This is a genomic window from Nesterenkonia halophila, from assembly GCF_009467795.1.
Lineage (GTDB): Bacteria > Actinomycetota > Actinomycetes > Actinomycetales > Micrococcaceae > Nesterenkonia > Nesterenkonia halobia.
In genome coordinates, this window is sequence record NZ_WIAX01000012.1 from 100,414 (window position 1) to 121,968 (window position 21,555).

General features: G+C 72.6%; 17 protein-coding genes. 3 read left to right on the forward strand and 14 right to left on the reverse strand.

The genetic code is table 11. The features are described from left to right. Positions 1 to 9 precede the first annotated feature (9 nt). The 7 genes from hemW to GCL72_RS06105 form a co-directional block, all read right to left on the reverse strand. The gene (gene hemW / locus GCL72_RS06075; protein ID WP_153143819.1) at positions 10 to 1,281 is read right to left on the reverse strand and encodes a radical SAM family heme chaperone HemW; all 1,272 of its coding nucleotides are present in this window, start codon (positions 1,279 to 1,281) and stop codon (positions 10 to 12) included. 4 nt (positions 1,282 to 1,285) lie between these two features. Beyond that, complete coding sequence (gene lepA, locus GCL72_RS06080; protein WP_153143820.1) at positions 1,286 to 3,136, reverse strand: translation elongation factor 4; 1,851 nt, start codon at positions 3,134 to 3,136, stop codon at positions 1,286 to 1,288. Between the two features lie 185 nt (positions 3,137 to 3,321). Further along, positions 3,322 to 3,582 (reverse strand): 30S ribosomal protein S20, encoded by a 261-nt coding sequence (gene rpsT, locus GCL72_RS06085; RefSeq protein ID WP_153143821.1) that lies wholly within the window; start codon positions 3,580 to 3,582, stop codon positions 3,322 to 3,324. A 248-nt stretch (positions 3,583 to 3,830) separates the two neighbouring features. Beyond that, positions 3,831 to 4,844 (reverse strand): DNA polymerase III subunit delta, encoded by a 1,014-nt coding sequence (gene holA, locus GCL72_RS06090; RefSeq protein WP_153143822.1) that lies wholly within the window; start codon positions 4,842 to 4,844, stop codon positions 3,831 to 3,833. 172 nt (positions 4,845 to 5,016) lie between these two features. Next, a complete protein-coding gene (locus GCL72_RS06095) occupies positions 5,017 to 5,991 on the reverse strand; it encodes a MaoC/PaaZ C-terminal domain-containing protein (protein WP_246161043.1) in 975 nt (324 codons plus the stop codon). Positions 5,992 to 6,002: 11 nt separating this feature from the next. Beyond that, positions 6,003 to 7,388, reverse strand: coding sequence for a 3-oxoacyl-ACP reductase (locus GCL72_RS06100; protein ID WP_153143823.1), 1,386 nt, complete (start codon positions 7,386 to 7,388; stop codon positions 6,003 to 6,005). A gap of 7 nt (positions 7,389 to 7,395) precedes the next feature. Continuing rightward, the gene (locus tag GCL72_RS06105) at positions 7,396 to 8,691 is read right to left on the reverse strand and encodes an acetyl-CoA C-acetyltransferase (protein ID WP_153143824.1); all 1,296 of its coding nucleotides are present in this window, start codon (positions 8,689 to 8,691) and stop codon (positions 7,396 to 7,398) included. A gap of 252 nt (positions 8,692 to 8,943) precedes the next feature. Here GCL72_RS06105 and GCL72_RS06110 point away from each other — a divergent pair, with 252 nt between their 5' ends. The 3 genes from GCL72_RS06110 to pepN all read left to right on the forward strand — a co-directional run bounded on the left by GCL72_RS06110 (position 8,944) and on the right by pepN (position 14,296). Further along, on the forward strand, positions 8,944 to 11,055 hold the full coding sequence (locus GCL72_RS06110) for an acyl-CoA dehydrogenase family protein (RefSeq protein ID WP_211364987.1): 2,112 nt from the start codon (positions 8,944 to 8,946) through the stop codon (positions 11,053 to 11,055). Between the two features lie 134 nt (positions 11,056 to 11,189). Next, positions 11,190 to 11,516 (forward strand): hypothetical protein, encoded by a 327-nt coding sequence (locus tag GCL72_RS06115; protein WP_153143825.1) that lies wholly within the window; start codon positions 11,190 to 11,192, stop codon positions 11,514 to 11,516. Positions 11,517 to 11,569: 53 nt separating this feature from the next. Next, positions 11,570 to 14,296: an aminopeptidase N gene (gene pepN / locus GCL72_RS06120; protein WP_153143826.1), complete on the forward strand. Its 2,727-nt coding sequence runs from the start codon at positions 11,570 to 11,572 to the stop codon at positions 14,294 to 14,296. Between the two features lie 92 nt (positions 14,297 to 14,388). Here pepN and tatC read toward each other — a convergent pair whose 3' ends face one another. The 7 genes from tatC to GCL72_RS06155 all read right to left on the reverse strand — a co-directional run bounded on the left by tatC (position 14,389) and on the right by GCL72_RS06155 (position 21,496). Then, positions 14,389 to 15,237: a twin-arginine translocase subunit TatC gene (tatC, locus tag GCL72_RS06125; protein WP_153143827.1), complete on the reverse strand. Its 849-nt coding sequence runs from the start codon at positions 15,235 to 15,237 to the stop codon at positions 14,389 to 14,391. Between the two features lie 5 nt (positions 15,238 to 15,242). Then, positions 15,243 to 15,524, reverse strand: coding sequence for a Sec-independent protein translocase subunit TatA (gene tatA / locus GCL72_RS06130; protein WP_153143828.1), 282 nt, complete (start codon positions 15,522 to 15,524; stop codon positions 15,243 to 15,245). 69 nt (positions 15,525 to 15,593) lie between these two features. Continuing rightward, the gene (locus GCL72_RS06135) at positions 15,594 to 17,960 is read right to left on the reverse strand and encodes a helix-turn-helix transcriptional regulator (protein ID WP_153143829.1); all 2,367 of its coding nucleotides are present in this window, start codon (positions 17,958 to 17,960) and stop codon (positions 15,594 to 15,596) included. A 6-nt stretch (positions 17,961 to 17,966) separates the two neighbouring features. Beyond that, positions 17,967 to 18,371: an FKBP-type peptidyl-prolyl cis-trans isomerase gene (locus GCL72_RS06140; RefSeq protein ID WP_153143830.1), complete on the reverse strand. Its 405-nt coding sequence runs from the start codon at positions 18,369 to 18,371 to the stop codon at positions 17,967 to 17,969. Between the two features lie 159 nt (positions 18,372 to 18,530). Further along, positions 18,531 to 19,619, reverse strand: coding sequence for an FKBP-type peptidyl-prolyl cis-trans isomerase (locus GCL72_RS06145; protein WP_153143831.1), 1,089 nt, complete (start codon positions 19,617 to 19,619; stop codon positions 18,531 to 18,533). Between the two features lie 154 nt (positions 19,620 to 19,773). Then, on the reverse strand, positions 19,774 to 21,264 hold the full coding sequence (gene pafA / locus GCL72_RS06150) for a Pup--protein ligase (RefSeq protein ID WP_153143832.1): 1,491 nt from the start codon (positions 21,262 to 21,264) through the stop codon (positions 19,774 to 19,776). A gap of 4 nt (positions 21,265 to 21,268) precedes the next feature. After that, the gene (locus tag GCL72_RS06155; protein WP_153143833.1) at positions 21,269 to 21,496 is read right to left on the reverse strand and encodes a ubiquitin-like protein Pup; all 228 of its coding nucleotides are present in this window, start codon (positions 21,494 to 21,496) and stop codon (positions 21,269 to 21,271) included. Positions 21,497 to 21,555: the final 59 nt, after the last annotated feature.

The following is a 21,555-nucleotide window of genomic DNA, read 5'->3' on the forward strand; positions in this document are numbered from 1 at the left end:
CCGCCGCGATCAGTCCGCCAGCCGGCGAGTGACCGCGTCGGCCAGCAGCCGGCCCTGCAGGGTCAGCACCAGCCGGCCGGCGGGATGCTCCGCATCCGGCACCAGCGGCTCCTCCTCCACCAGCCCCTCGGCGACGAGCCGGGAGGTGGTCTCCGCGGTGATCGGCTCGGCGGCCTCCAGCGCGGCGTGCGCGGCGAGATCCAGCCCCTCGGCGATGCGCAGCCGGAGCATCAGATGCTCCAGGGCGACCGCCTCGGCGTCGAGCACTTCACGGCCGTGGCCCGGGCTGATGCCGGCGGCCAGCCGCTGCGCGTAGGCCGCGGGATGCTTCACGTTCCACCAGCGCAGGCCGGCCAGATGCGAATGCGCTCCGGGGCCGGCGCCCCACCAGTCGGTGTCCTGCCAATAGTGCAGATTGTGCCGCGACCGCATCCCCGGCCCGCGGGAGAAGTTCGACACCTCGTACCAGGAGTAGCCCGCCTCGGCGAGGATCCGGTCGGCCAGCAGGTACTTGTCGGCGTGGTCGTCGCCGTCGACGTCGGCGAGCCGCCCGCGCCGGATCTGCGCGGCCATGGCGGTGCCTTCTTCGATGATCAGCGAGTACGCCGAGAGGTGGTCGGGATCCATCGCCACGGCCTCGCGCAGGCTCGTCTCCCAGTCGGCGAGGCTCTCGCCGGGAGTGCCGTAGATGAGGTCCAGGCTGACCTCCATGCCGGCGCCGCGGACCGCCGCGACCGCGCGCGAGACGTTGGCCGGGTCATGGGTGCGGTCCAGCGTGGCCAGCACATGCGGCACCGCCGACTGCATCCCGATGCTCACCCGGGTGAAGCCGGCCGCGGCCAGCGTGGCCGCCGCGGCGTCGTCGAGCGTGTCCGGGTTGGCCTCCGTGGTGACCTCCGCACCCTCGACGAAGCCGAAGAGCTCCCGGGCGCGGGTCAGGATGCGGGCGAGCTCCTCGGCGGGCAGCAGCGTCGGGGTGCCGCCGCCGAAGAACACCGTCGACAGCCGGCGGGCGGGCGCCGCGGCGGCGTCGAGGACGCCGGCGGCGAACTCCAGCTCGGCGATCAGCGTGTCCGGGTAGCTCTCCCGCGAGGCGCCCTCGCCGAGATCCGCGGCGGTGTAGGTGTTGAAGTCGCAGTACCCGCAGCGGACCGAGCAGAACGGGATGTGGACGTAGAGTCCCAGCGGTCGGTCGGCGCGGGCGGGCAGGGCCGCGCGGACGGCGGGCGGCGGGGATCCGTCGCTCGGGACGGGGTCGCCGGGCGGCAGGGCGGCCGGCACCGGGTCAGTCCTTGCCCTCGCCGTCCTCGTCGGAGGACAGCGCGGCGATGAAGGCCTCCTGCGGGACGTCGACGGTGCCGACGGTCTTCATCCGCTTCTTGCCCTCCTTCTGCTTCTCCAGCAGCTTGCGCTTGCGCGAGATGTCGCCGCCGTAGCACTTCGAGAGCACGTCCTTGCGGATCGCACGGATGGTCTCGCGGGCGATGATGCGCGAGCCGACGGCGGCCTGGACCGGGACCTCGAACTGCTGGCGCGGGATCAGGTCTTTGAGCCGCTTGGCCATCTTCACGCCGTAGGAGTAGGCGTGGTCGCGGTGGGTGATCGCCGAGAACGCGTCGACCTTGTCGCCCTGCAGCAGGATGTCGACCTTGACCAGGTCGGCCGCCTGGTCGCCGGTCCCCTGCCAGTTGAGCGAGGCATAGCCCTTGGTGCGCGACTTCAGCTGGTCGAAGAAGTCGAAGACGATCTCCGCCAGCGGCAGCGTGTAGCGCAGCTCGACCCGCTCCTCGGAGAGGTAGTCCATCCCCTGCATGGTGCCGCGCCGCGACTGGCAGAGCTCCATGACCGGGCCGACGTACTCGGCGGGGACGATGACGGTGGCGTCGACGATGGGCTCGCGGATCTCGGTCGGCTTGCCGTCGGGGAACTCGCTGGGGTTGGTGACCTCGTGGAGCTCGCCGTCCTCGGTGGTGACGTGGTAGATCACGTTCGGCGCGGTGGAGATCAGGTCCAGGTCGTATTCGGCCTCGAGGCGCTGCCGGGTGATCTCCAGGTGGAGCAGGCCGAGGAAGCCGACGCGGAAGCCGAAGCCCAGCGCCGCCGAAGTCTCCGGCTCGAAGCTCAGCGCGGCGTCGTTGAGCTGCAGCTTCTCCAGCGCCTCGCGCAGCACCGGGAACTCGGAGCCGTCGATCGGGAAGAGCCCGGAGAAGACCATCGGCCGCGGCTCCTGGTAGCCGCCGATCCGCTCGGCGGCCGGGCGATCCCGGGCGGTGACGGTGTCGCCGACCTTGGACTGGCGGACGTCCTTCACTCCGGTGATCAGGTAGCCGACTTCGCCGACGCCGAGCCCTTCGGTGGCCTGCGGCTCCGGCTGCGAGACGCCGATCTCCAGCAGCGAGTGGGTCGCGTCGGTGGACATCATCCGGATCTGCTCCCGCCGGGACAGATGGCCGTCGACGACGCGGACGAAGGTCACCACGCCGCGGTAGGTGTCGTAGACGGAGTCGAAGATCATCGCCCGGGCCGGCGCGTCGGCGTCGCCGGTGGGCGCCGGGACCTCGACGACCAGCCGGTCCAGCAGCTCCTCGACGCCCGCGCCGGTCTTGCCGGAGACGCGCAGCACATCGTCGGGGTCGCCGCCGATCAGATGCGCGATCTCCTCGGCGTACTTGTCCGGCTCCGCCGCGGGCAGGTCGATCTTGTTGAGCACCGGGATGATCACCAGGTCGTGCTCCATGGCCAGGTAGAGGTTGGCCAGCGTCTGCGCCTCGATGCCCTGGGCGGCGTCGACGAGCAGCACCGCGCCCTCACAGGCGTCCAGCGAGCGGGAGACCTCGTAGGAGAAGTCCACGTGCCCGGGCGTGTCGATCATGTGGAAGGCGAAGGTCTCGTCCTCGAACTCCCAGGGCATCCGCACCGCCTGGGACTTGATCGTGATGCCGCGCTCCCGCTCGATGTCCATCCGATCCAGGTACTGGTCCTTCATCTCCCGCGGCTGGACGACGCCGGTGAGCTGGAGCATGCGGTCGGCCAGCGTGGACTTGCCGTGGTCGATGTGCGCGATGATGCAGAAGTTCCGGATGAGGCTCGGATCCGTCGCAGCGGGCACCTGCGGGGTGCGGGCCTTCGGTGACACGTGTCGGACATCCTTCTCTGGGCGTCGGGGCGGGCGGACGGATCCATTCTTCCATGGATCCGCGCGCGGGTATGCCGAAGGCCCCGGCGCAACGAGCTGCGCGGGGGCCTTCGGGTGGCCCGCCGTCGGGCGGCGGGCGGAGGTTCGCATCGCGCCGCGGCGGGCCCGCGGTCAGTGCGGACCGATCAGAGGGAGTTCACCTTCGCGGCCAGGCCGGCCTTGCGGTTGGCGGCCTGGTTCTTGTGGATGACGCGCTTGGAGGCGGCCTTGTCCAGCTTGCGGGCCGCGACGCGCTGCGCGGCGAGCGCCGTGTCCTTGTCGCCGGCGGAGACGGCCTTCCGGACCTTCTTGATCGAGGTCTTCAGGTCCGACTTGACGGCCTGGTTGCGCTGGCGGGCCTTCTCGTTGGTGAGGACGCGCTTCTTCTGAGACTTGATGTTAGCCACGTGATGTCTTCCTGTCTGGGGTTCACTGCGTACGTGAGGGCTGCATCCCTGCGTGGCGGCAGAAGACAGACTGAGTGGCGTGGGGGGCCATGGCGATCACGCGGCTCGTCAGGCAGAGGGACCTCGAACCGCGCAGAGGGATCTCTGCCGCAGGGGGTGCCGGCCCATGACGGGCCGTGAGCACTGCGTCGCCATGTTACCAGAGACCGGACGGTAGGACCCGGCGGGCGGCGGGGAGGCGCTCCGAGTCAGCGCCCCACGCCGGCGGCGACGACGGCCAGCGCATGCTCGACGGCATACTCCGGAGTGCGCGAGGCCCCCTTCGCCTCGGCGTCGGCCCGGGCGATCGCCTCCACCGCCGCTCCGGCCCGTGCGGACTGCCAGCGGCGCGCGGTGTCCTGCGCCTGGCGCAGCTGCCAGGGCGCGGCGCCCAGCGTGGAGGCCAGCGCGTCGGGGCTGCCGCGATGGTCGACCAGCGCGGCGATCTGCCGCCCCTTGCGGGCCAGCGCGGCGGTGACCGCGATGGGCGAGACGCCGGTGGAGATGGCGTGGCGGTAGAGGCGCACGGCGTCGGCGCCGCGTCCCTCGAAGGCGGCGTCGGCGACTTTGAAGGCCGTGGCCTCGACGCGCCCGCCGTGGTACCGGTCGACGTGCTCCTCGGTGACCTCGCCGTCGATGTCCCGGATGAGCTGACGGCACGCCCCGCCGAGATCGGAGAGCGAGGAGCCGGCCGCGGCGACCAGCGCGCGGGCGGCGTCGGGCTGGATCTCCCGTCCGGCGGCGCGGAACTCGCGGCGCAGGAAGTCCAGCTTGTCGGCGTCGGTCTTCGCCGCCGAGCAGTCGACGACGACGGCGCGCTTCGCCAGGACATCCAGGAGCTTCTTGCCCCGGTTTCCACCGGTGTGGCGGAAGACCAGCGTGACGTCGTCGGCGACCTCGTCGAGGTAGGACAGCGCCTCCTGCAGAAAGGCGTCCGAGGTCTGGGCCAGATCCTCGGCGAGGATGAGGCGGGCCTCGCCGAACAGCGAGGGCGAGGCCAGCGTGGCCAGCGCGCCGGAGGCCGCGGAGCTGACGTCCAGCCGGGTGTACTCCAGATCCGGGTGCTGGACGCGCAGCTGCTCCTTGACGCGGTCCGTCGCCCGGGTCGCCGCGTAGTCCTCGGGCCCCTTGAGCAGCATCAGCGGCGCCGGCTCGACGGTGCGGAAGTCGACGCCGGCGGAGCCGGAGGATCGGCGGGAGGACCCGCGCTGCGCTGCTGCCATGCTCCCCATCCTACGAGGAACCTCCCGCGCCGGTCCTGCCGCCCTCCCCCGCGGCGATGACTCGGCGGCAACTGTGGGAATGCATCGGCGTTCCCGCACTTTCCGCCGAGTCATCGCTCCGGCACACGGCACACGGCACACGCCGCAAGCCGCGGGCTGCGGAGCGCGGGCGTCAGTCGTGCTCGGGCAGCTGCAGCTCGCCGTGGAAGTGCCGACGACGGCGGCGCGCGTCCCAGCCGGTGATCCGCGTCCGCCCGGCGCCCAGGTCCTCGGCGGCGACGGCGACCTGCGCCGGCAGCCGGATCGGCGCCTCGAAGGTGATGCGCCAGCGGTGCCCGGCCTCCTGCGGCTCGCGCCCCTCGAGCATCTTCGCGGCGGCGTGCATCCCGTGGGCGATGGCGCTCGGCATGCCCAGCGCCTTCGCGGTGAGCGCCGAGAGATGGATCGGATTGCAGTCCCCCGAGACGGCCGCCCAGGAGCGCCCGGCATCGGCGCCGAACCTCCACGACGCCGTCCGCGGCGGCAGGGCGACGGCGTCGCCGTCCCGCCGGCCCGATTCCTCGGACGATCCGGCCGCCGGCTCGTCCGGCAGCCGCAGCCCGCGGGCGAGGTAGGTCGAGGTCCCGGTCCAGAGCACGTCCTGCTCCGCCGGAGCCGCGGGATCGGCCTGCTCCCGCAGCACCTCGGTGACGATGTCGACCTGCACACCCCGTCGGTGCTCGCGCAGATTCTCCGCCCGTGCACGGATCTGCAGCGGCTGCTCGACGCCGATCGGCCGCCGATGCTCGACGGCGTTGGACAGGTGGACCAGCCCCATCAGCGGCAGCGGGAACCGACGGTCGGCCATCAGCGCCACCTGCACCGGGAAGCCCAGCACGTGGACCAGCGCCGAGGGCAGCGACCAGCGGTGCACGCCGTCGAAGGCCTCGCCGCCGACGAGCCGCCGGTAGGCCTCCGTCGTCGCCGTCGTCGCCCCGGCGGAGCGGGCCGCGAGCGCCTGGTCGGGCAGTGCACCCACTTCGCCGGAGCCGCGCACCGCCCGGCCGGCGGCGTCGGCGGCGGCGCGGGCATAGAGGCCGGCCAGCGACGGCATCTCGATCCGGCGGAGGTCGGCGACGACGGGTGCCGGTGAGAACGTCTCGGACATCGGGGACCTCCTCAGGCGCCGATCAGGTTCTGGCCGCAGACGCGCAGCGTCATCCCGCTGGTGCCGCCGGCGGCCGGCGAGGCCAGGAAGGCCACCGTCTCTGCGACGTCCTCGGGCAGCCCGCCCTGGCTGAGCGAATTCAGCCGACGGGCGACTTCGCGGGCGACCATCGGCATCTTCGCGGTCATCTCGGTCTCGATGAAGCCCGGGGCCACCGCGTTGATCGTGCCGTGCCGGGACTCGAGCTCGGGCGCCGAGGCGGCGACCATGCCCATCACGCCGGCCTTCGAGGCCGCATAGTTGGTCTGCCCTCGATTGCCCGCGATCCCCGAGGTCGAGGCCAGCGAGACGATCCGCGGCGCGTGCGAGAACAGCTCGGAGGCCAGCAGGCGACGATTGATGCGCAGCTGGGCCTCGAGGTTCACCGCGATCACCGAGCTCCACCGCGAGGCGTCCATGTGGGCCAGCAGCTTGTCCCGAGTGATGCCGGCGTTGTGGATCACGACGTCGAGCCGGCCGTGCCGCTGCTCGGCATGCTCGAGGATCCGGTCGCCGGCGTCCTCGGCGGTGATGTCCAGCTGCAGCGCCGTGCCGCCGACCTCGTTCGCCACGGCCGCCAGAGCCTCGCCGGCGGCCGGGACGTCGACGGCGATCACCTGTGCGCCGTCGCGGCGCAGGGTGCGGGCGATGGCCGCCCCGATCCCCCGGGCCGCGCCGGTGACGACGGCGACCTGGCCGGCCAGCGGGCGGTCCCAGTCCTCGGGCAGCGTGCCGTTGACGCTGTCCACGGAGAGGAACTGCCCGGAGACGAAGGCCGAGCGCCCGGAGAGCAGGAAGCGCAGCACTCCGGCCACGCCCGGCGCCGCCGCGTCCAGCGACTCCTGCAGCACCACGCCGTTGGCCGTGGCTCCGGCGCGCATCTCGCGGCCGAGCGAGCGGGTCAGTCCTTCGACGGCGCGGCGGGCCGCGCGCACCGAGGGGTCGCGCGCGTCCTGGGGATCGCGCAGCACGGTGATCACCCGGCCCGACGGAGCGATCTGCCGCTGGACGTCGGCCAGGCGCAGCACCGTCTCCTGCAGGTCCCCCGGCGCCGAGACGGCGTCGAAGCAGGCCACGACGCCGGACAGCCGCTCCTCGTCGCCGATGTGCCGGCGCACGTCCAGCCCCCAGCGCAGCAGCAGCTGGGCGATGTCCTCGGCGCCGGAGGTCTCGCCGAGCACCAGCACCGGGCCGTCGGCGAGCGCCGCCCCCGGCGTGTGCCGGCGCAGCGGCGCCGGACGCGGCAGGCCCAGCGCGCGGCCGATGCGCCGGCCGAGCTCCGTGTTGACCAGGGCGGTGTAGGTGTCGGTCGGCCGCGGCTGCGCCGCCGGCCGAGACTGCGGGCTCCGCTGGATCATCGTCGGCTCACCGTCCTTCCAGGATCGCGGTGATGCCCTGGCCGCCGGCGGCGCAGACCGAGATGAAGCCCAGCTTCCCCGGCTTGCCGTGCAGCCGCTTGGCCAGCGAGGCCACGATGCGCCCGCCGGTGGCCGCGAACGGGTGGCCGGCGGCCAGCGACGAGCCGTCGACGTTGAGCCGGCTGCGGTCGATGCGGCCCAGCGCGCCGTCGAGGCCGAGGTGCTCGCGGCAGTACTCCGCGTCCTCCCAGGCCTTCATCTGGGCCAGCACTGTGGAGGCGAAGGCCTCGTGGATCTCGACGTACTCGAAGTCGTCGAAGGTCAGCCCGTGGCGGGTGAGCATCCGCGCGGCCGCCCGCGTGGGCGCCATGAGCAGCCCCTCGGCGCCGTCGACGAAGTCGGTGGCGGCGAGCTCGTGGTCGACGAAGGTCGCCAGCTGCGGCAGGTCGCGGGACTCGGCGAACTCCTCGCTGCCCAGCAGCACCGTCGCCGCGCCGTCGGTCAGCGCGGTGGAGTTCGCCGCCGTCATCGTCGCCTCCTCGCCGAGGTCCCTGCCGAAGACCGGCGAGAGCGTCGCGAGCTTCTCCAGCGTCGAGTCGGGGCGCAGATTGTCGTCCTTCGCGACGCGACGGAACGGGGTGACGAGGTCGTCGAAGAATCCGCGGTCCCAGGCGGCGGCCAGGTTCTGGTGGCTGGCCAGGGCCAGCTCGTCCTGCTCGGTCCGGGTGATCCCCCACTGGTGGGCGGTGACGGCCATGTGCTCGCCCATCGACATGCCGGTGCGCGGCTCGTCCACGCCCGGCGCCTGCGGGGCGAGGTGGCCCGGACGGATCCTCGCCAGCGCCTTGAGCCGCTGGCCGGCGGTCTTGGCCCGGTTGGCCTCCATCAGGATGCCGCGCAGCGCGTCGCTGACCACCAGCGGCGCGTCGGAGATCGAGTCCACTCCCCCGCCGACGGCCGAGTCTATGCGGCCCAGCCGGATCTTGTCGGCCAGCGATCCGATGGCCTCCATGCCGGTGGCGCAGGCCATCTGCACGTCGTGGGCGGGGGTCCGCGGATCCAGCGGGGTGCCCAGCAGCGACTCGCGGACGAGGTTGAAGTTCTTCGGGTGCTTCAGCACCGCCCCGCCGGCGACGGCGCCGAGCTGCTCGCCCTGCAGGGCGAAGCGGGCGACGAGCCCGTTCAGCGCCGAGGTCAGCATGTCCTGGGTGGACGCGCCCGCATACGCCTTATGGGCGCGGGCGAAGGGGATCCGATTGCCCCCGATGATCACGGCGTCTCGGGGGGCGTCGACGGTGTGCATGCGGCACTCTCCTCTGGCTCGGGGGGGGGTGGCGAGCAGTCGGGACATGGATTTATTACTGATCAGTATCTTAGACTACCTGTGGTGACTGTCACTGTCACCCGGACACCCGCCGGCGTCGACCGCCCGCGGCCCGGGGCGCGGGCAGGACGCCGTCGCCCGCCCTGGTCAGCCCCTCCGGCGATCGGCCGCACGGGGCGTGGACCAGGCCGAGGACCGGCCCGCCGGATCAGCACATCAGAGGAGCGCACCATGAGCCAGACCGCCCGCCCGACCGCCGCCCGCGATGCCGCCGCAGGCACTGCCGGCGCTGCAGGCGCCGCACGCACCGCCGACACCGCCGACGACGCCGGAAGCCGCCCCGCTCCGGACGGCGCCGTGCTGCAGGAGCTGCTGCTGGGACGCTGGGCCGAGACCCGCCGCGAGGCCCGCGCCGTCGCCGCCGACCCGCGGTTCCACCGCGTCGGGGGGCTGTCCACCGCCGAGCACCGCGAGCGCGTCTTCGCCCAGCTCGCCGGACTCGTCGAGGAGGGTGCGGTCCAGCGTGCCTTCCCGCGCGAGTACGGCGGCCAGGACGCCCACGGGGCGAACATCGCCGCCTTCGAGGAGCTCGTCGTCGCCGATCCCTCGCTGCAGATCAAGGCCGGGGTGCAGTGGGGGCTCTTCGGCGCGGCAGTGATGCACCTGGGCACCGAGGAGCACCACCGGCGCCTGCTGCCGCCCATCGTCGACCTGCGGGTCCCTGGGGCCTTCGCGATGACCGAGATCGGCCACGGCTCCGACGTCGCCTCCATCGGCACCACCGCCGAGTACGACCCGGAGTCCGAGGAGTTCGTCCTGCACACGCCGTTCACCGGCGCCACCAAGCGATACCTGGGCAACGCCGCCGTCCACGGCCGCGACGCGGTGGTCTTCGCGCAGCTGATCACGAACGGCGTGAACCACGGGGTGCACTGCTTCTACTGTCGGATCCGCGAGGACGACGGCTCGGCGCGCGAGGGGGTCACCATCTCCGACGACGGCGAGAAGGGCGGGCTGAACGGCGTCGACAACGGCCGGCTGAGCTTCGACCGCGTCCGGGTGCCGCGCGTCGACCTGCTGGACCGCTACGGCGCCGTCGCCGCCGACGGCACCTACAGCTCCCCCATCGAGAGTCCGGGCCGGCGCTTCTTCACCATGCTGGGCACGCTGGTGCAGGGCCGTGTCTCGCTGACCGGCGCCTCCATCGCCGCCTCGAAGATCGCGCTGCAGGGCGCGATCACCTACGGCGAGCAGCGGCGGCAGTTCCACGCCTCCTCCACCACGGAGGAGGAGGTGCTGATGGACTACCAGCTGCATCAGCGGCGGCTGATCCCGAAGCTGGCCACCACAGTGGCCGCCGGGTTCGCCCATGAGAAGCTGCTGACCAAGCTCGACGACGTCTTCTCCGGCGCCGACGACTCCGACGAGAACCGCCAGGAGCTGGAGACGCTGGCCGCCGCGCTGAAGCCGACGGCGACCTGGCACGCGCTGGACACTCTGCAGGAGGCCCGCGAGGCCTGCGGCGGCGCCGGTTTCATGGCCGAGAACCGCTTCGCGACGCTGCGCGCCGACCTCGACGTCTATGCGACCTTCGAGGGCGACAACAATGTGCTGCTGCAGCTGGTGGCCAAACGGCTGCTCAGCGACTACGCCGCCGAGTTCCGCCAGGCCGACGTCGGGGCCCTCTCGCGCTATGTGGTCTCCCAGGCGCAGTCGACGGTGCTGCACCGCTTCGGTCTGCGCCGGGCGCTGCAGAACGTGCAGGACACCGGCGACGAGCGGCGCAGCGCCAACTGGTTCAAGCAGACCGAGGTGCAGCGCAGCCTGCTCTCCGACCGAGTGCGGCAGATGGTCGCCGACGTCGCCTCCGCGCTGCGCAGCACCGCCAAGCTCGGACCGGCGGAGAAGGCCGAGGCGTTCAACGAGCACCAGCACGAGATCATCGCCGCCGCGTCCGCGCACGCCGACCTGCTGCTCTGGGAGTCCTTCACCGAGGTGCTGGAGACTGTCGAGCACGAGGACACCCGGACGGTGCTGACCTGGCTGCGCGACATCCATGCGCTGTCGACGATCGAGCAGCACCTGGACTGGCATCTGCTCCACGGGCGGATCTCCGCCCAGCGGGCGCGGACGCTGACGCCGTATCTCAACCGGCTGCTGGCGCGGGTGCGCCCCTACGCGCGGCAGATCGCCGAGTCCTTCGGCTACACCGCCGACCACCTGCGCATGGAGGTCGCCTCCGGCGCCGAGGCCGAGCGGCAGGCCGAGGCGGCCGAGTACCACCGCCGCCGGCGCGCCTCCGGGGACGCTCCGGTCGACGAGAAGACGCTGCGTCGGCGCTGACCGGCCGAGTCGCGGCCGGCGGCCGGCTCCCCGGGGCGGGGGCCCGCCGCCGGCCCGGACTCCTGGTCCGCGGCGGGACCCCGGTCCTATCCTGAGGACGAGGACGACGAACGTTCCCCGGTGGTGAGAGCCCGATGCGAGACGAAGAGCCCCAGTCTCCCGACCCGACGATCGACCCGACTGCCGACGACCCGCCCTCCCCGACGACGTCCTCGCCCCCGACGTCGCGGAGCCGCCCGGCCCATGACGCCGTCGCAGGCCTGGGCTCCGCGGCCCCCTCCGAGGCGGTCGACGCCGCGCCGCCGTCCGCCGAGCATGCCGGACACGTCGAGGGGCCCTCCCCCGAGCCGGCGGCCCCGAGCGCCGCGCCGGCCGGACAGAGCTCCCGCCTGCGGCACGGGCTGTGCCCGAGCTGCTTCATCGAGCTGCCGCTCTCCGGACTCTGCGACACCTGCGACTGACGGCTTCCGCGTTGCGGGCGGGCCGGCGGAGGGCTTGAATGAGAGGCATGCCCATGACATCGTCCGCATACCCCGTCCCCTCGTCCTCTCCGGCGCCGGCGCCGGCCGTCGACCGGTCCGACGTCGAGAACCTCACCCGCGAGGAGGCCGCCGCCCGTGCCGGACACCTGCAGGTCACCTCCTGCACCGTCGACGTCGACCTGCGCGACGCCGCCGCCGCGGGGCAGACCACCTACCCGGTGCGCACCCGGATCTCCTTCACCTCCTCGACGCCCGGCGCCGAGACCTTCCTGGACTACCTGGGGTCCTCGGTCGAGTCGGTGGTGCTCAACGGCGAGACGCTCGACGTCGCCGAGCACGCCGGCGCCGCCCGCATCCGCCTGCCGCGGCTGCAGGAGCAGAACGAGGTCGAACTGCACACCACCTCGGTCTACTCGCGCTCCGGCGAGGGGCTGCACCGCTTCGTCGACCCGACCGACGGGCAGGTCTACCTCTACACCCAGTACGAGCCGGCCGACTCCCGCCGCGTCTTCCCGGTCTTCGAGCAGCCGGATCTGAAGACCCGCTTCCGGATCAGCATCACCGGCCCGGACACCTGGCAGCTGCGCTCCAACGGCGCCGCCGTCTCGCGCACCCCGGTCGAGGGCGCCGCACGAGGCCTCGACGCCGGGCTGGTCCGCGTCGAGTTCGCCGAGACCCCGGTGATGTCCAGCTACATCACCGCGCTGCTGGCCGGCCCGTACCACTGCGTCGAGTCGACCTGGCGCGGCGGCGTCGCCGACGGCGAGGAGTTCGACATCCCCCTGGCGCTGCTCTGCCGGGCCTCGCTGGCCGAGCACCTCGACGCCGAGGAGCTCTTCGACCTCACCCGCCGCGGTCTGGACTTCTTCCACGCCGAGTTCGCCCACCCCTACCCCTGGGGCGCCTATGACCAGGCCTTCGTCCCCGAGTACAACCTCGGCGCCATGGAGAATCCGGGCCTGGTGACCTTCACCGAGAAGCATGTCTTCGACACCGCCGCCACCGACGCCCAGCACGAGACGCGGGCGAACACGCTGATGCACGAGATGGCCCACATGTGGTTCGGCGACCTGGTCACCCCGCAGTGGTGGGACGACCTCTGGCTCAAGGAGTCCTTCGCCGACTACATGGGCGCGCTGGCGGTCGACGAGGCCACCGGCTTCACCACCTCATGGATCTCCTTCGCCAACGGCCGGAAGGCCTGGGCCTACGTGCAGGACCAGCTGCCGACCACCCATCCGATCGTCGCCGACATCGCCGATCTGGAGGCCGCCGACCAGAACTTCGACGGCATCACCTACGCCAAGGGCGCCAGCGTGCTCAAGCAGCTGGCCGCCACCGTCGGCCGCGAGGCCTTCCGCACCGCCGCCCGCCGGTACTTCTCGCGGCATGCCTTCGGCAACGCCACGCTGCAGGACTTCCTGGCGGTGCTCGAGGAAGTCTCGGGCGAGGACATGGGCCGGTGGGCGCAGGCCTGGCTGCAGACCGCCGGCGTGCCGGAGCTGGCCGCCGACGTCGAAGGCTCCGGCACGCCGCAGCGGCACGTGCTGGTGACCCAGACCGGCCTCGATCCGGCCACTGAGCGGCCGGTCTCCCGGCCGCACCGCATCCGCTGCGCCGTCCATGCCCTCGATGCGGACTCCGGAGAGCTGCGCCGCGCCGACGTCGCCGACGTCCGGCTGTCCCCCGAGGACCCGGCCGGGCGCGTCGTCGTCGAGGATCTGCAGCTGCCGGCCGAGGGCACCCCGCGGCTGCTGCTGCCCAACGAGGACGACCTGACCTACGCGAAGCTGCGGCTCGACGCCGAGTCCACCGCCGCCGTGCTCACCCACCCGGTGGCCGACCCGCTGGCCCGGGCGACGGTGTGGGCGGCACTGTGGTCGATGGTCCGCGACGGCGAGCTGCCCGCCCGCCGCTTCGTCGAGGCGGTCATGGAGCTCGGCCTGCAGATCACCGAGGTCGGCGTGGTCCAGAGCCTGCTGCGTCAGGCCGACCGGGCACTGCAGGCCTATGTCCCGGCCGAGGAGCGCGAGGCTCTGCAGGCCCGCTTCGCCGACCGGCTCGCCGGCCATCTGGCCGAGGAGGCCGGGGGCGACCGCCAGCGCGCCGCCGCGCGCACGCTGGCGACGGTCTCCCGGCGGACGGACGCGCAGCTGGACCTGCTGGCCGCGCTGCTCGACGGCGACGCCGTCGGCCGCGGGATCGAGGGCCTGGAGGTCGACGAGGAGCTGCGCTGGGCCTTCCTGCAGGCGCTGACGGTCCACGGGCGCACCGAGGCCGCGCAGCTGGACGCCGAGCTGGAGTCCCGCACCACGGCTCGCGGCCGCGTCGCCCACCGACTGGCGCTGTCCGCCCGCCCGCACGCAGTGGTCAAGGAGAACGCGCTGGAGCAGGCTATCAGCGGGATCGACGAGGACGGCGAGGAGCTGTCCAACGACCACCTCACCGCCACTGTCGACGGCTTCTGCTGCGGCCCGCCGTCGCTGATCGAGGTCCACGACGCGACGTACTTCGCCGCGCTGGAGGACGTCTGGCGGCGGATGAGCCAGGGCCAGGCCACCCGGGTGGTCTCCGGGCTCTTCCCCGGAGCCCGGGATCTGGCCGAGGGCCAGCAGCCCGAGGAGCATCCCACGGCCCGGCAGGTCGCGGCCTGGCTGGCGGAGCATCCGCAGGCCCCGGCGGCGCTGCGCCGCATCCTGCGCGAGGAGCAGGACCACCTGCTGCGCGGGCTGCGCGCGCAGCAGGCCGCCCGCAGCTGAGCCCGCCGCACGGATGACTCCGCGGCTCGGGTGGGAATGCGGTCATATTCCCACCCGAGCCGCGGAGTCATCCCCGGTGTCGGCGGGTCAGGTCAGACCTCGCCGGGGTCGTCGATGAGTGCCTCGTTGGCCTGCTCCCGCTCCTGGTCGCGACGCGCCCGGCGCTTGTCGTTGATCAGGCAGAGCACGATGGCCACGGCGAAGAGGACCACCAGCGGCCCGGCGATGAAGAACATCGACACCGCGTCGCCGCCGGGCGCGGCCAGCGCCGACATCAGCGCGATGAGCATCACCGTGCCGCGCCAGCTCTGCAGCACCCGCTTGCCGCTGACCAGGCCCATCATGTTCACCCCGACCAGCACGACCGGGAGGATCATCGCCACGCCGAAGGCCAGGAAGAGGTGGATGACGAAGGTGAAGTACACGTCCGGGGCGATGATGTTCGACGTGCCCTCGGGGTTCAGCGTGAAGAAGAAGCGGATGGCCCGCGGCAGCACCACATAGGCCAGCCAGATGCCGCCCAGGAACAGCGGCACGGAGACGGCCAGGAAGCTCAGCGCATAGCGCTTCTCGCGCTTCTTCAGCCCGGGCATGATGAAAGCCCAGATCTGGTAGAGCCACATCGGCGCCGAGATCACGATCCCCACGAACAGCGAGATGCGGATCATCAGGTCGAGCGGCTGCCCGACAGTGTTGAAGGCGATCTCCGTGGTGCGGTCGACGTCGTCATAGCCGAGCACCGGGGCGGTGAGGACCTGGAAGATCTGGTCGTACAGGATGATGCCCGCGACCGCGCCCAGCACGATGCCGGCGGCGGCGAGGACGAGCCGCTTCCGGAGCTCGCGCAGATGCTCCTTCAGCGGCATCCGTCCCTCGGGGTCGCGGCGACGCGGCCGACGACGGCCGGTGGAGCGGGGATCGCCGGTCTGCGTCCTCGCCATCGGCGTCAGCTGCGGTCTCGCCGCTGCTCGGCACCCTCACCGCTGCGCTGAGCGGACGGGTCCTCCGCGTTCACCACGCGGCCCTCCACGGCGGGCTTCTCCCCCTCCTCCGCGGACTCCTGCGACGAGTCCTTCGAGCTCGACTCGCCGCTCATCGTCTGCACCTCCGACTTGAAGATGCGCATCGACTGTCCCACGGACTTGGCCAGCTGCGGCAGCTTCGGCGCGCCGAACAGCAGGATGATCAGCAGGGCGATGATGGCGATCTGCCAGGGACCGAGACTCATACCAGTACGTCCTTTCGTCTTATTTCCAGGATACTCCACCGGACGACGGTCGCGGTCACGCCGCGGAGCTCAGCGCGCGACGTCGCCGTCGAGCCTGTCGAGCCCCTCGGCGGCGCGGCGTCGGATCTCCGCGGCGACGTCGGCGGGTCGCAGCACCACCACGTCGCCGGCCAAGCGCAGCCCCAGGTCGGTCAACCAGGCGTCGCTGCGGTAGCTGATCTCCACCGTCCGGGCGCCGTCGTCGTCGACGCGGTGCCGCAGCGGGGCGTGCTCCTCTGCGGCGCCGGCCGCCGGCGGGGAGAAGCGCAGCACCGCCGTCGGGTCGCCCGCGCGGTGCGGCACCCGCGGCCGCGTCGCCGTCGTCGCCGCCACGGCGGCGGCCTCCGCACCGATCGGAGAGCAGGGCAGCAGCTCGAGTCCCAGGAGGCGGGAGAGCAGGAAGTAGCGCTCTCCGCGGGAGCTGCGGCACCAGGCGCGCAGGTAGGTGCGCCCGACGTCGTGGACCAGGTCCACCGGCTCGACCTCGCGCACGGTGCGCGCGCCGTCGGACTTCTCGTAGTCCAGGCGCACCGCGTGCTCGTCGCGGATCGCCGTCCGGAGCGCGGCCTGGTGCTCGTAGGGGTCGGTCCGCGCCCAGGAGATCCGGGCGGCCGAGGCCGACTCGACCACCTCCGCCGGCGCGAGGCCCTGGACCTTCTCGCGCAGCGCGCGGGCCGGCTCCTGGAGTCCCACGTCCTCCGGCGCGTCCGAGGCGATCAGCCCTTCCAGGGCGATGAGCAGCGAGAGCGCCCCGCCGGCGGAGAGCCCCAGCGGCCGGCCGAGCGTCTCGGCGCTGCGCCCGGCGGGCATCTCGAGGCTCAGCGTGACGTCGGGCTCGACGATCTCCTCGACGAACCCGCGCCGGGTCAGCGGGATCGTCGGGCGGACCGTCACGAAGTCGGCGTACTCGGCGGCGTCGTAGCTGCCGGTCTGCTCGACGGTGACCAGCAGCTGGTGCAGCGCCTCGACGCTGATGCCGGTGCGGTCCAGCACCTGACTCACCGGCGCGCCGCCGCCGGCGTGCAGGAAGGGCAGCACCTCCATGGCCCGGCTGATCTGCCAGCGGCTGCTGGTGCTGCTCTCGCCGCGGTCGGCGAGCCGCTTCAGCCGGCCGACGGCGGTGTCGCGATGCTCCTCGTGGGCGGTGGAGACCGCCTGCAGGTGCGAGCGGATCTTGCCGACCAGGCGCGGACCGTCCGCGCGCCGCACCTCCGGCAGCCGGACGGCGAGATCGGCGACGACCGAGTCGTGCAGCGTGGTCTCCAGCGTGAGCCGCACCGCTCCGTCGTCGAGCTCCTCCACGCTGCCGGGCACGGCCAGCGGGCGGTGGACGGCGGCGGCGGAGCCGGTCAGCTCCAGCTCGACGGTCTCGCCCGCCTCGACCGGCCCGAGGTCGGCCAGCTGCTCCGTCGTCACCGCGCAGGCGTCGACGACGCCGGCCTCCAGGTCGCCGCGCAGCCTGGACAGCCGCTCGGCGTCCTCGCCGTCCAGGGCGGAAGCCTCCGCCGGCTCGACGGCCCCGTGGATGCGGTCCAGCCGGAAGACCCGCACCCCGTCGCGGGCCAGGTCATGGCCGACCAGATACCAGCGTCCGCGCATTCCCCAGCCGAAGGGGACCACAGTGCGTCGCGCCGGACGTTGCCGGCCGCGCGCAGTGTAGTCGAAGGTCACCGGTGCGCGGTCGGGCAGCCGGACCAGCGTCTCCAGGTGCTCCAGATCCGCATCGCCGCCGACGCCGAGCCGGTACTCGCCCGGCCGGCGCCCGACCAGCGCCTCGAGCCCGGCGGCCGGCAGCTCGCCGTCGGCGGACTCGGCGTCCGCGGCGTCGAGCCGGCCGGCGTCGGTAAGCGCGCCGACGGCCCGCCGGATGCTGCGCTGGGCCCCGGTGCCGGTCCAGGCCAGCTGGGCACGATCCAGGGCCAGCGCCTCGGCGGCGGTGATGCGCATCGGGGGCAGACCCTGCCGGCGGTGGTCGATGACGTAGCGATGGTCCTGCCGCCCGGAGGAGACCGCGCCGTCGGGATCCTCCTCGACGTCCTGCGGAGCGCGGCCGAGGCGGGCGGCGTCTGTGACGACGAAGCCGAGCTGCCCCAGCAGCCGCTTGTCGCGGTTCAGCATCCGATCGAAGGTGCGGTCGGACTGCTCGCGATAATCCTCGATCCGGCTCTTGATCTGCCACTTGGTCAGCCCGACGGACCCTTCGTCGGCGATCGTCGCCGCCAGCGAGAGTGCGCGGCTGACGGCGCGCTCGGCGCTGACGTCCTGCTCGTGCCGCTCATCGTGCGCGGCGGTGAAGTCCGCCTCCTCGCCGCGGGCCAGGTCGACGGCGTCGTCGGAAAGGCTGGTGGCCTGCTGGGCGGCGGAGCGCGACCCTCCGCGGTACTGGTAGCCGGCCACAGTCGCTCACGCCGCTCGGCGCACGCCGACGAGGTCGACGACGAAGATCAGCGTCTCGCCCGGCCCGATGGCCGACCCGGCGCCCTGCTCCCCGTAGGCAAGATGGGGCGGGATCTCGAAGCGCCGCCGGGCGCCTTCCTGCATGCCGATCAGTCCCTGGTCCCATCCCTGGATGACCTGGCCGATGCCGGCGGTGAAGTCCAGCGGCTTCCCGCGGTTCCAGGAGGCGTCGAACTCCTCCCCGGTGGACCAGGAGACTCCGACGTAGTGGCAGGAGACCTGGTCGCCGGGCTCCACGGCGGTTCCGCCGCCCGGGATGAGCTCCTCGATCACCAGATCCTCCGGCGGCGTCTCGCCGGGGAAGTCGACCTCGGGTCGGGTGCGGTCGTAGCTGCGCTGGCCGAAGGACATGGTCCGGGGTTCCTCTCGCGTCACGGGCGGTGTCGACCGGCGGGCCCTGAGCCGGACCGGTCCTGCGTCACATCGGCCAGCCTATCCTGGCGCGGCGCGCCGACGAGCGGCACCCGACGATCGTGTCATTCCTCGCCGCGCACGCGGAGGAGCACCGGACTACTGGCCCTGCTGGCCCTGCTGGCCCTGCTGGCCCTGCTGGCCCTGCTGGAGATCCTCCTGCGGCACTGCGGCCACGAGGTCGACGACGAAGATCAGATCCTCGCCGGCCATCTCATGCTCGCTGTCTTCGGGGTACGCCTCCGCCGCCGGGACCACCATGAGGACCCGGTCGCCGACATGCTTGCCGGTCAGCGCCTCCTCCCATCCGGTGATCGAGGTGTCCCAGGTGAACTGGTACGGGCGCTGCGGGGTCTCCTCCTCGGAGTCCTCCGCGGCGGAGGCGGACGGCGACTCGCCCCCGGAGTCGTCCCCGGAGCCACCCTCAGACTCTTCCTCCGACGACGCCGTGACGCCCGGCCAGCTCGAGTCGAAGACCTCGCCGTCGGACCACGTCCAGCCGGTGTAGCGGGCGAGCATCACCTGGTCGTCGGCGATCTCCTCGCCGTCGCCCTGGATGAGCACCTCGCTCTGCGTGCTCTCCGGCACCTCGGCGTCCTCGCCGGGCGCCTCGACCAGCTCCGGCGCCTCACCTTCAGTCGACTCGACGGCCGGCAGGTCGCCCGACTGCTCGACCTCCTCGCCGGAGGCATGGTCGGGCAAGGTGTCCTCGACGCGCAGCACCGACAGCTGATCGGCGGGCTGCTGCATCATCTGCTGCTGTCCGCCGCTCTGCGCCTCGGCCGGCACGTACAGGGCGATCTCTCCGCCGACTTTCAGCCCGGTCTCGGTCAGCGACTTGTAGGAGAACTCGTCGCCGGCCTTCAGCTCGGGCAGGTACAGCATGCCCGGCGCGCCGGAGGAGAAGTTCTCCTGCTGCACCGACCCGGAGCTGGGATCCACCGAGGCCTGGGAGAACTCGATGAGGTGATCGCCCTCGACCTCCGCGCCGTCACCGGCGTCGAGCACGAGCGAGGACCGCTCCTCGGTCTCGATCGCGTCCTTGACGACGACCTCCGGGGCGCCCTCCTCGGTCATGTGCACGTCGAGGCCCTCCAGGGCCGACGAGTCGCCGATGCCGTCTCCTCCGCCGCAGCCCGCCAGCAGCAGGACGGCGGGCAGGGACAGGGCGAGATGCTTTCTGCTCACGAGGGAGGACCTCCAGAGTCGGGACGACGGGGCGCGGATGCAGAGTCGCGGATGCGGGGTCGCGGCGAGGCCTCGGGAGACGATCCCCGCCGGGGAGCACTGTACCTGCGGAATCTGGACTCGCCGCACACGGAACCTCCGGCGCGGCGCCGGCTCAGATCAACGGCGGGTCCGACGGCGGCGCGTCGCGGACGCGATACCGCTCGCTCAGCGCCAGCGGACCCGGCTGCGCGGCGCGCTGCTCGATGTCCAGCTCCTGCAGCCCCGCGGCCCGGTCGCCGAGCTTGTCGAGCAGCGACTCCAGGCGCGGCTCCTCCACGGCGAGGGGGTCCTTGAGCATCAGCGCCTCCAGCGGTCGCTCCACGAGCTTGTGCTGGACCCAGTCGACCTGGTGCTCGACGCCGAAGGCCCGCGCAGTGGACAGGAAGCGGCCGCGCAGGCTCGCCCGCGTGGTCGCCGGCGGATCCACCGTCGCGCGGCGGACGGCGTCGTCGTCGACCAGCCGGGTGGCGCGCCCGCGCCGCTCGAGCATGCGGAAGAGACCCCGCTCGGGGTGGACGTCGTGGTAGGCCATGTCGACCTGGGTCAGCCGCGGAGCGTCCAGCGGCAGACCGCCGCGGGCGGCGACGTCCTCGACGGTGCGTTTCTTGATCGCCCAGTCGATGTCGGCCTCGATCAGCGTGTGGTCGCCCGAGGAGACGGCCTGCAGCGTGCGCTCCCAGAGTTCGAGCACGGCGTCGACGTGCTCGTGATGGGCCCCGTGCTCGGCGACGAAGCGGCGGGAGCGGTCCAGCAGCGCCGACTGCACGTCGACGGCGGTGACCCGCCGGCCGTCGCGCGTCGGCACTGTCGCGGTGCCGGTGAGGTCATGGCTGATCGTGCGGATGGCGGCGATCGGGTCCTCGAGTTCGAAGTCCCCCAGCGGGACGCCGGCCTCGATCATCCGCAGGACCAGGTCGGTGGACCCGAAGCGCAGCAGCTGCGTGGTCTCGGACATGTTCGAGTCGCCGACGATGACGTGCAGCCGCCGGTGCACTCCGGCGTCGGCGTGCGGCTCGTCGCGGGTGTTGATGATCGGCCGCGCACGAGTGGTGGCCGAGGAGATGCCCTCCCACATGTGATCGGCGCGCTGGGAGAAGGCCCAGTGCGCGCCGCGGCCGTCGGCCGCCGGCACGATGCGCCCGGCCCCGGCCAGCAGCTGGCGGGTGACCAGGAACGGCAGCAGGATCGTCGACAGCCGCCGGAAATGCGTGGTGCGCGGGATCAGGTAGTTCTCGTGGGAGCCGTAGGAGTTGCCCTGCGAGTCGATGTTGTTCTTCAGCAGGTACAGCGTGCCGGCATAGCCGTCGGCGGCCATCGCCTGCTCCGCCCGGAGGGCGAGGTCGTGCATGATCAGCTCGCCGGCCCGGTCCGAGGCGATCAGGTCGGTCAGCCGGTCGCATTCGGCGGTGGCGTACTCGGGGTGCGAGCCCACGTCGAGGTACAGCCGGGAGCCGTTCGGGATGAAGACGTTGGAGCTGCGCCCCCAGTCCAGGACCGGCCGGAAGAGGTAGCGGGCGGTCTCCTCGGGAGGCAGACCGCGCCGCTCCCCGCCGCGGTGCGCCAGACCGAACTCGGTCTCGACGCCGACGACGCGACGATCCATGCCGCTACTGTCCGCCCTTCTGCACGAAGCCGCGGACGAACTCCTCGGCATTGGACTCCAGCACCGAGTCGATCTCGTCGAGCAGCCCGTCGAGCTCCTCGGCCTGCTGTCGAGCCTGGGCGCTGCCGCCCGCCGCGCCGGCGTCGCCCGCACCGGGCCCGCCGTCGCCGGGCTCCTCCTGCCGGGCGTCCTGCGGACGGCGCTCGGCGCCGCCCTGAGTGTGTGAGGCCATGGAGATCACCTTCTGCCGACGTGTCGTGCTGTCGATGCCGATCCCTCGGCGGAAGCGTC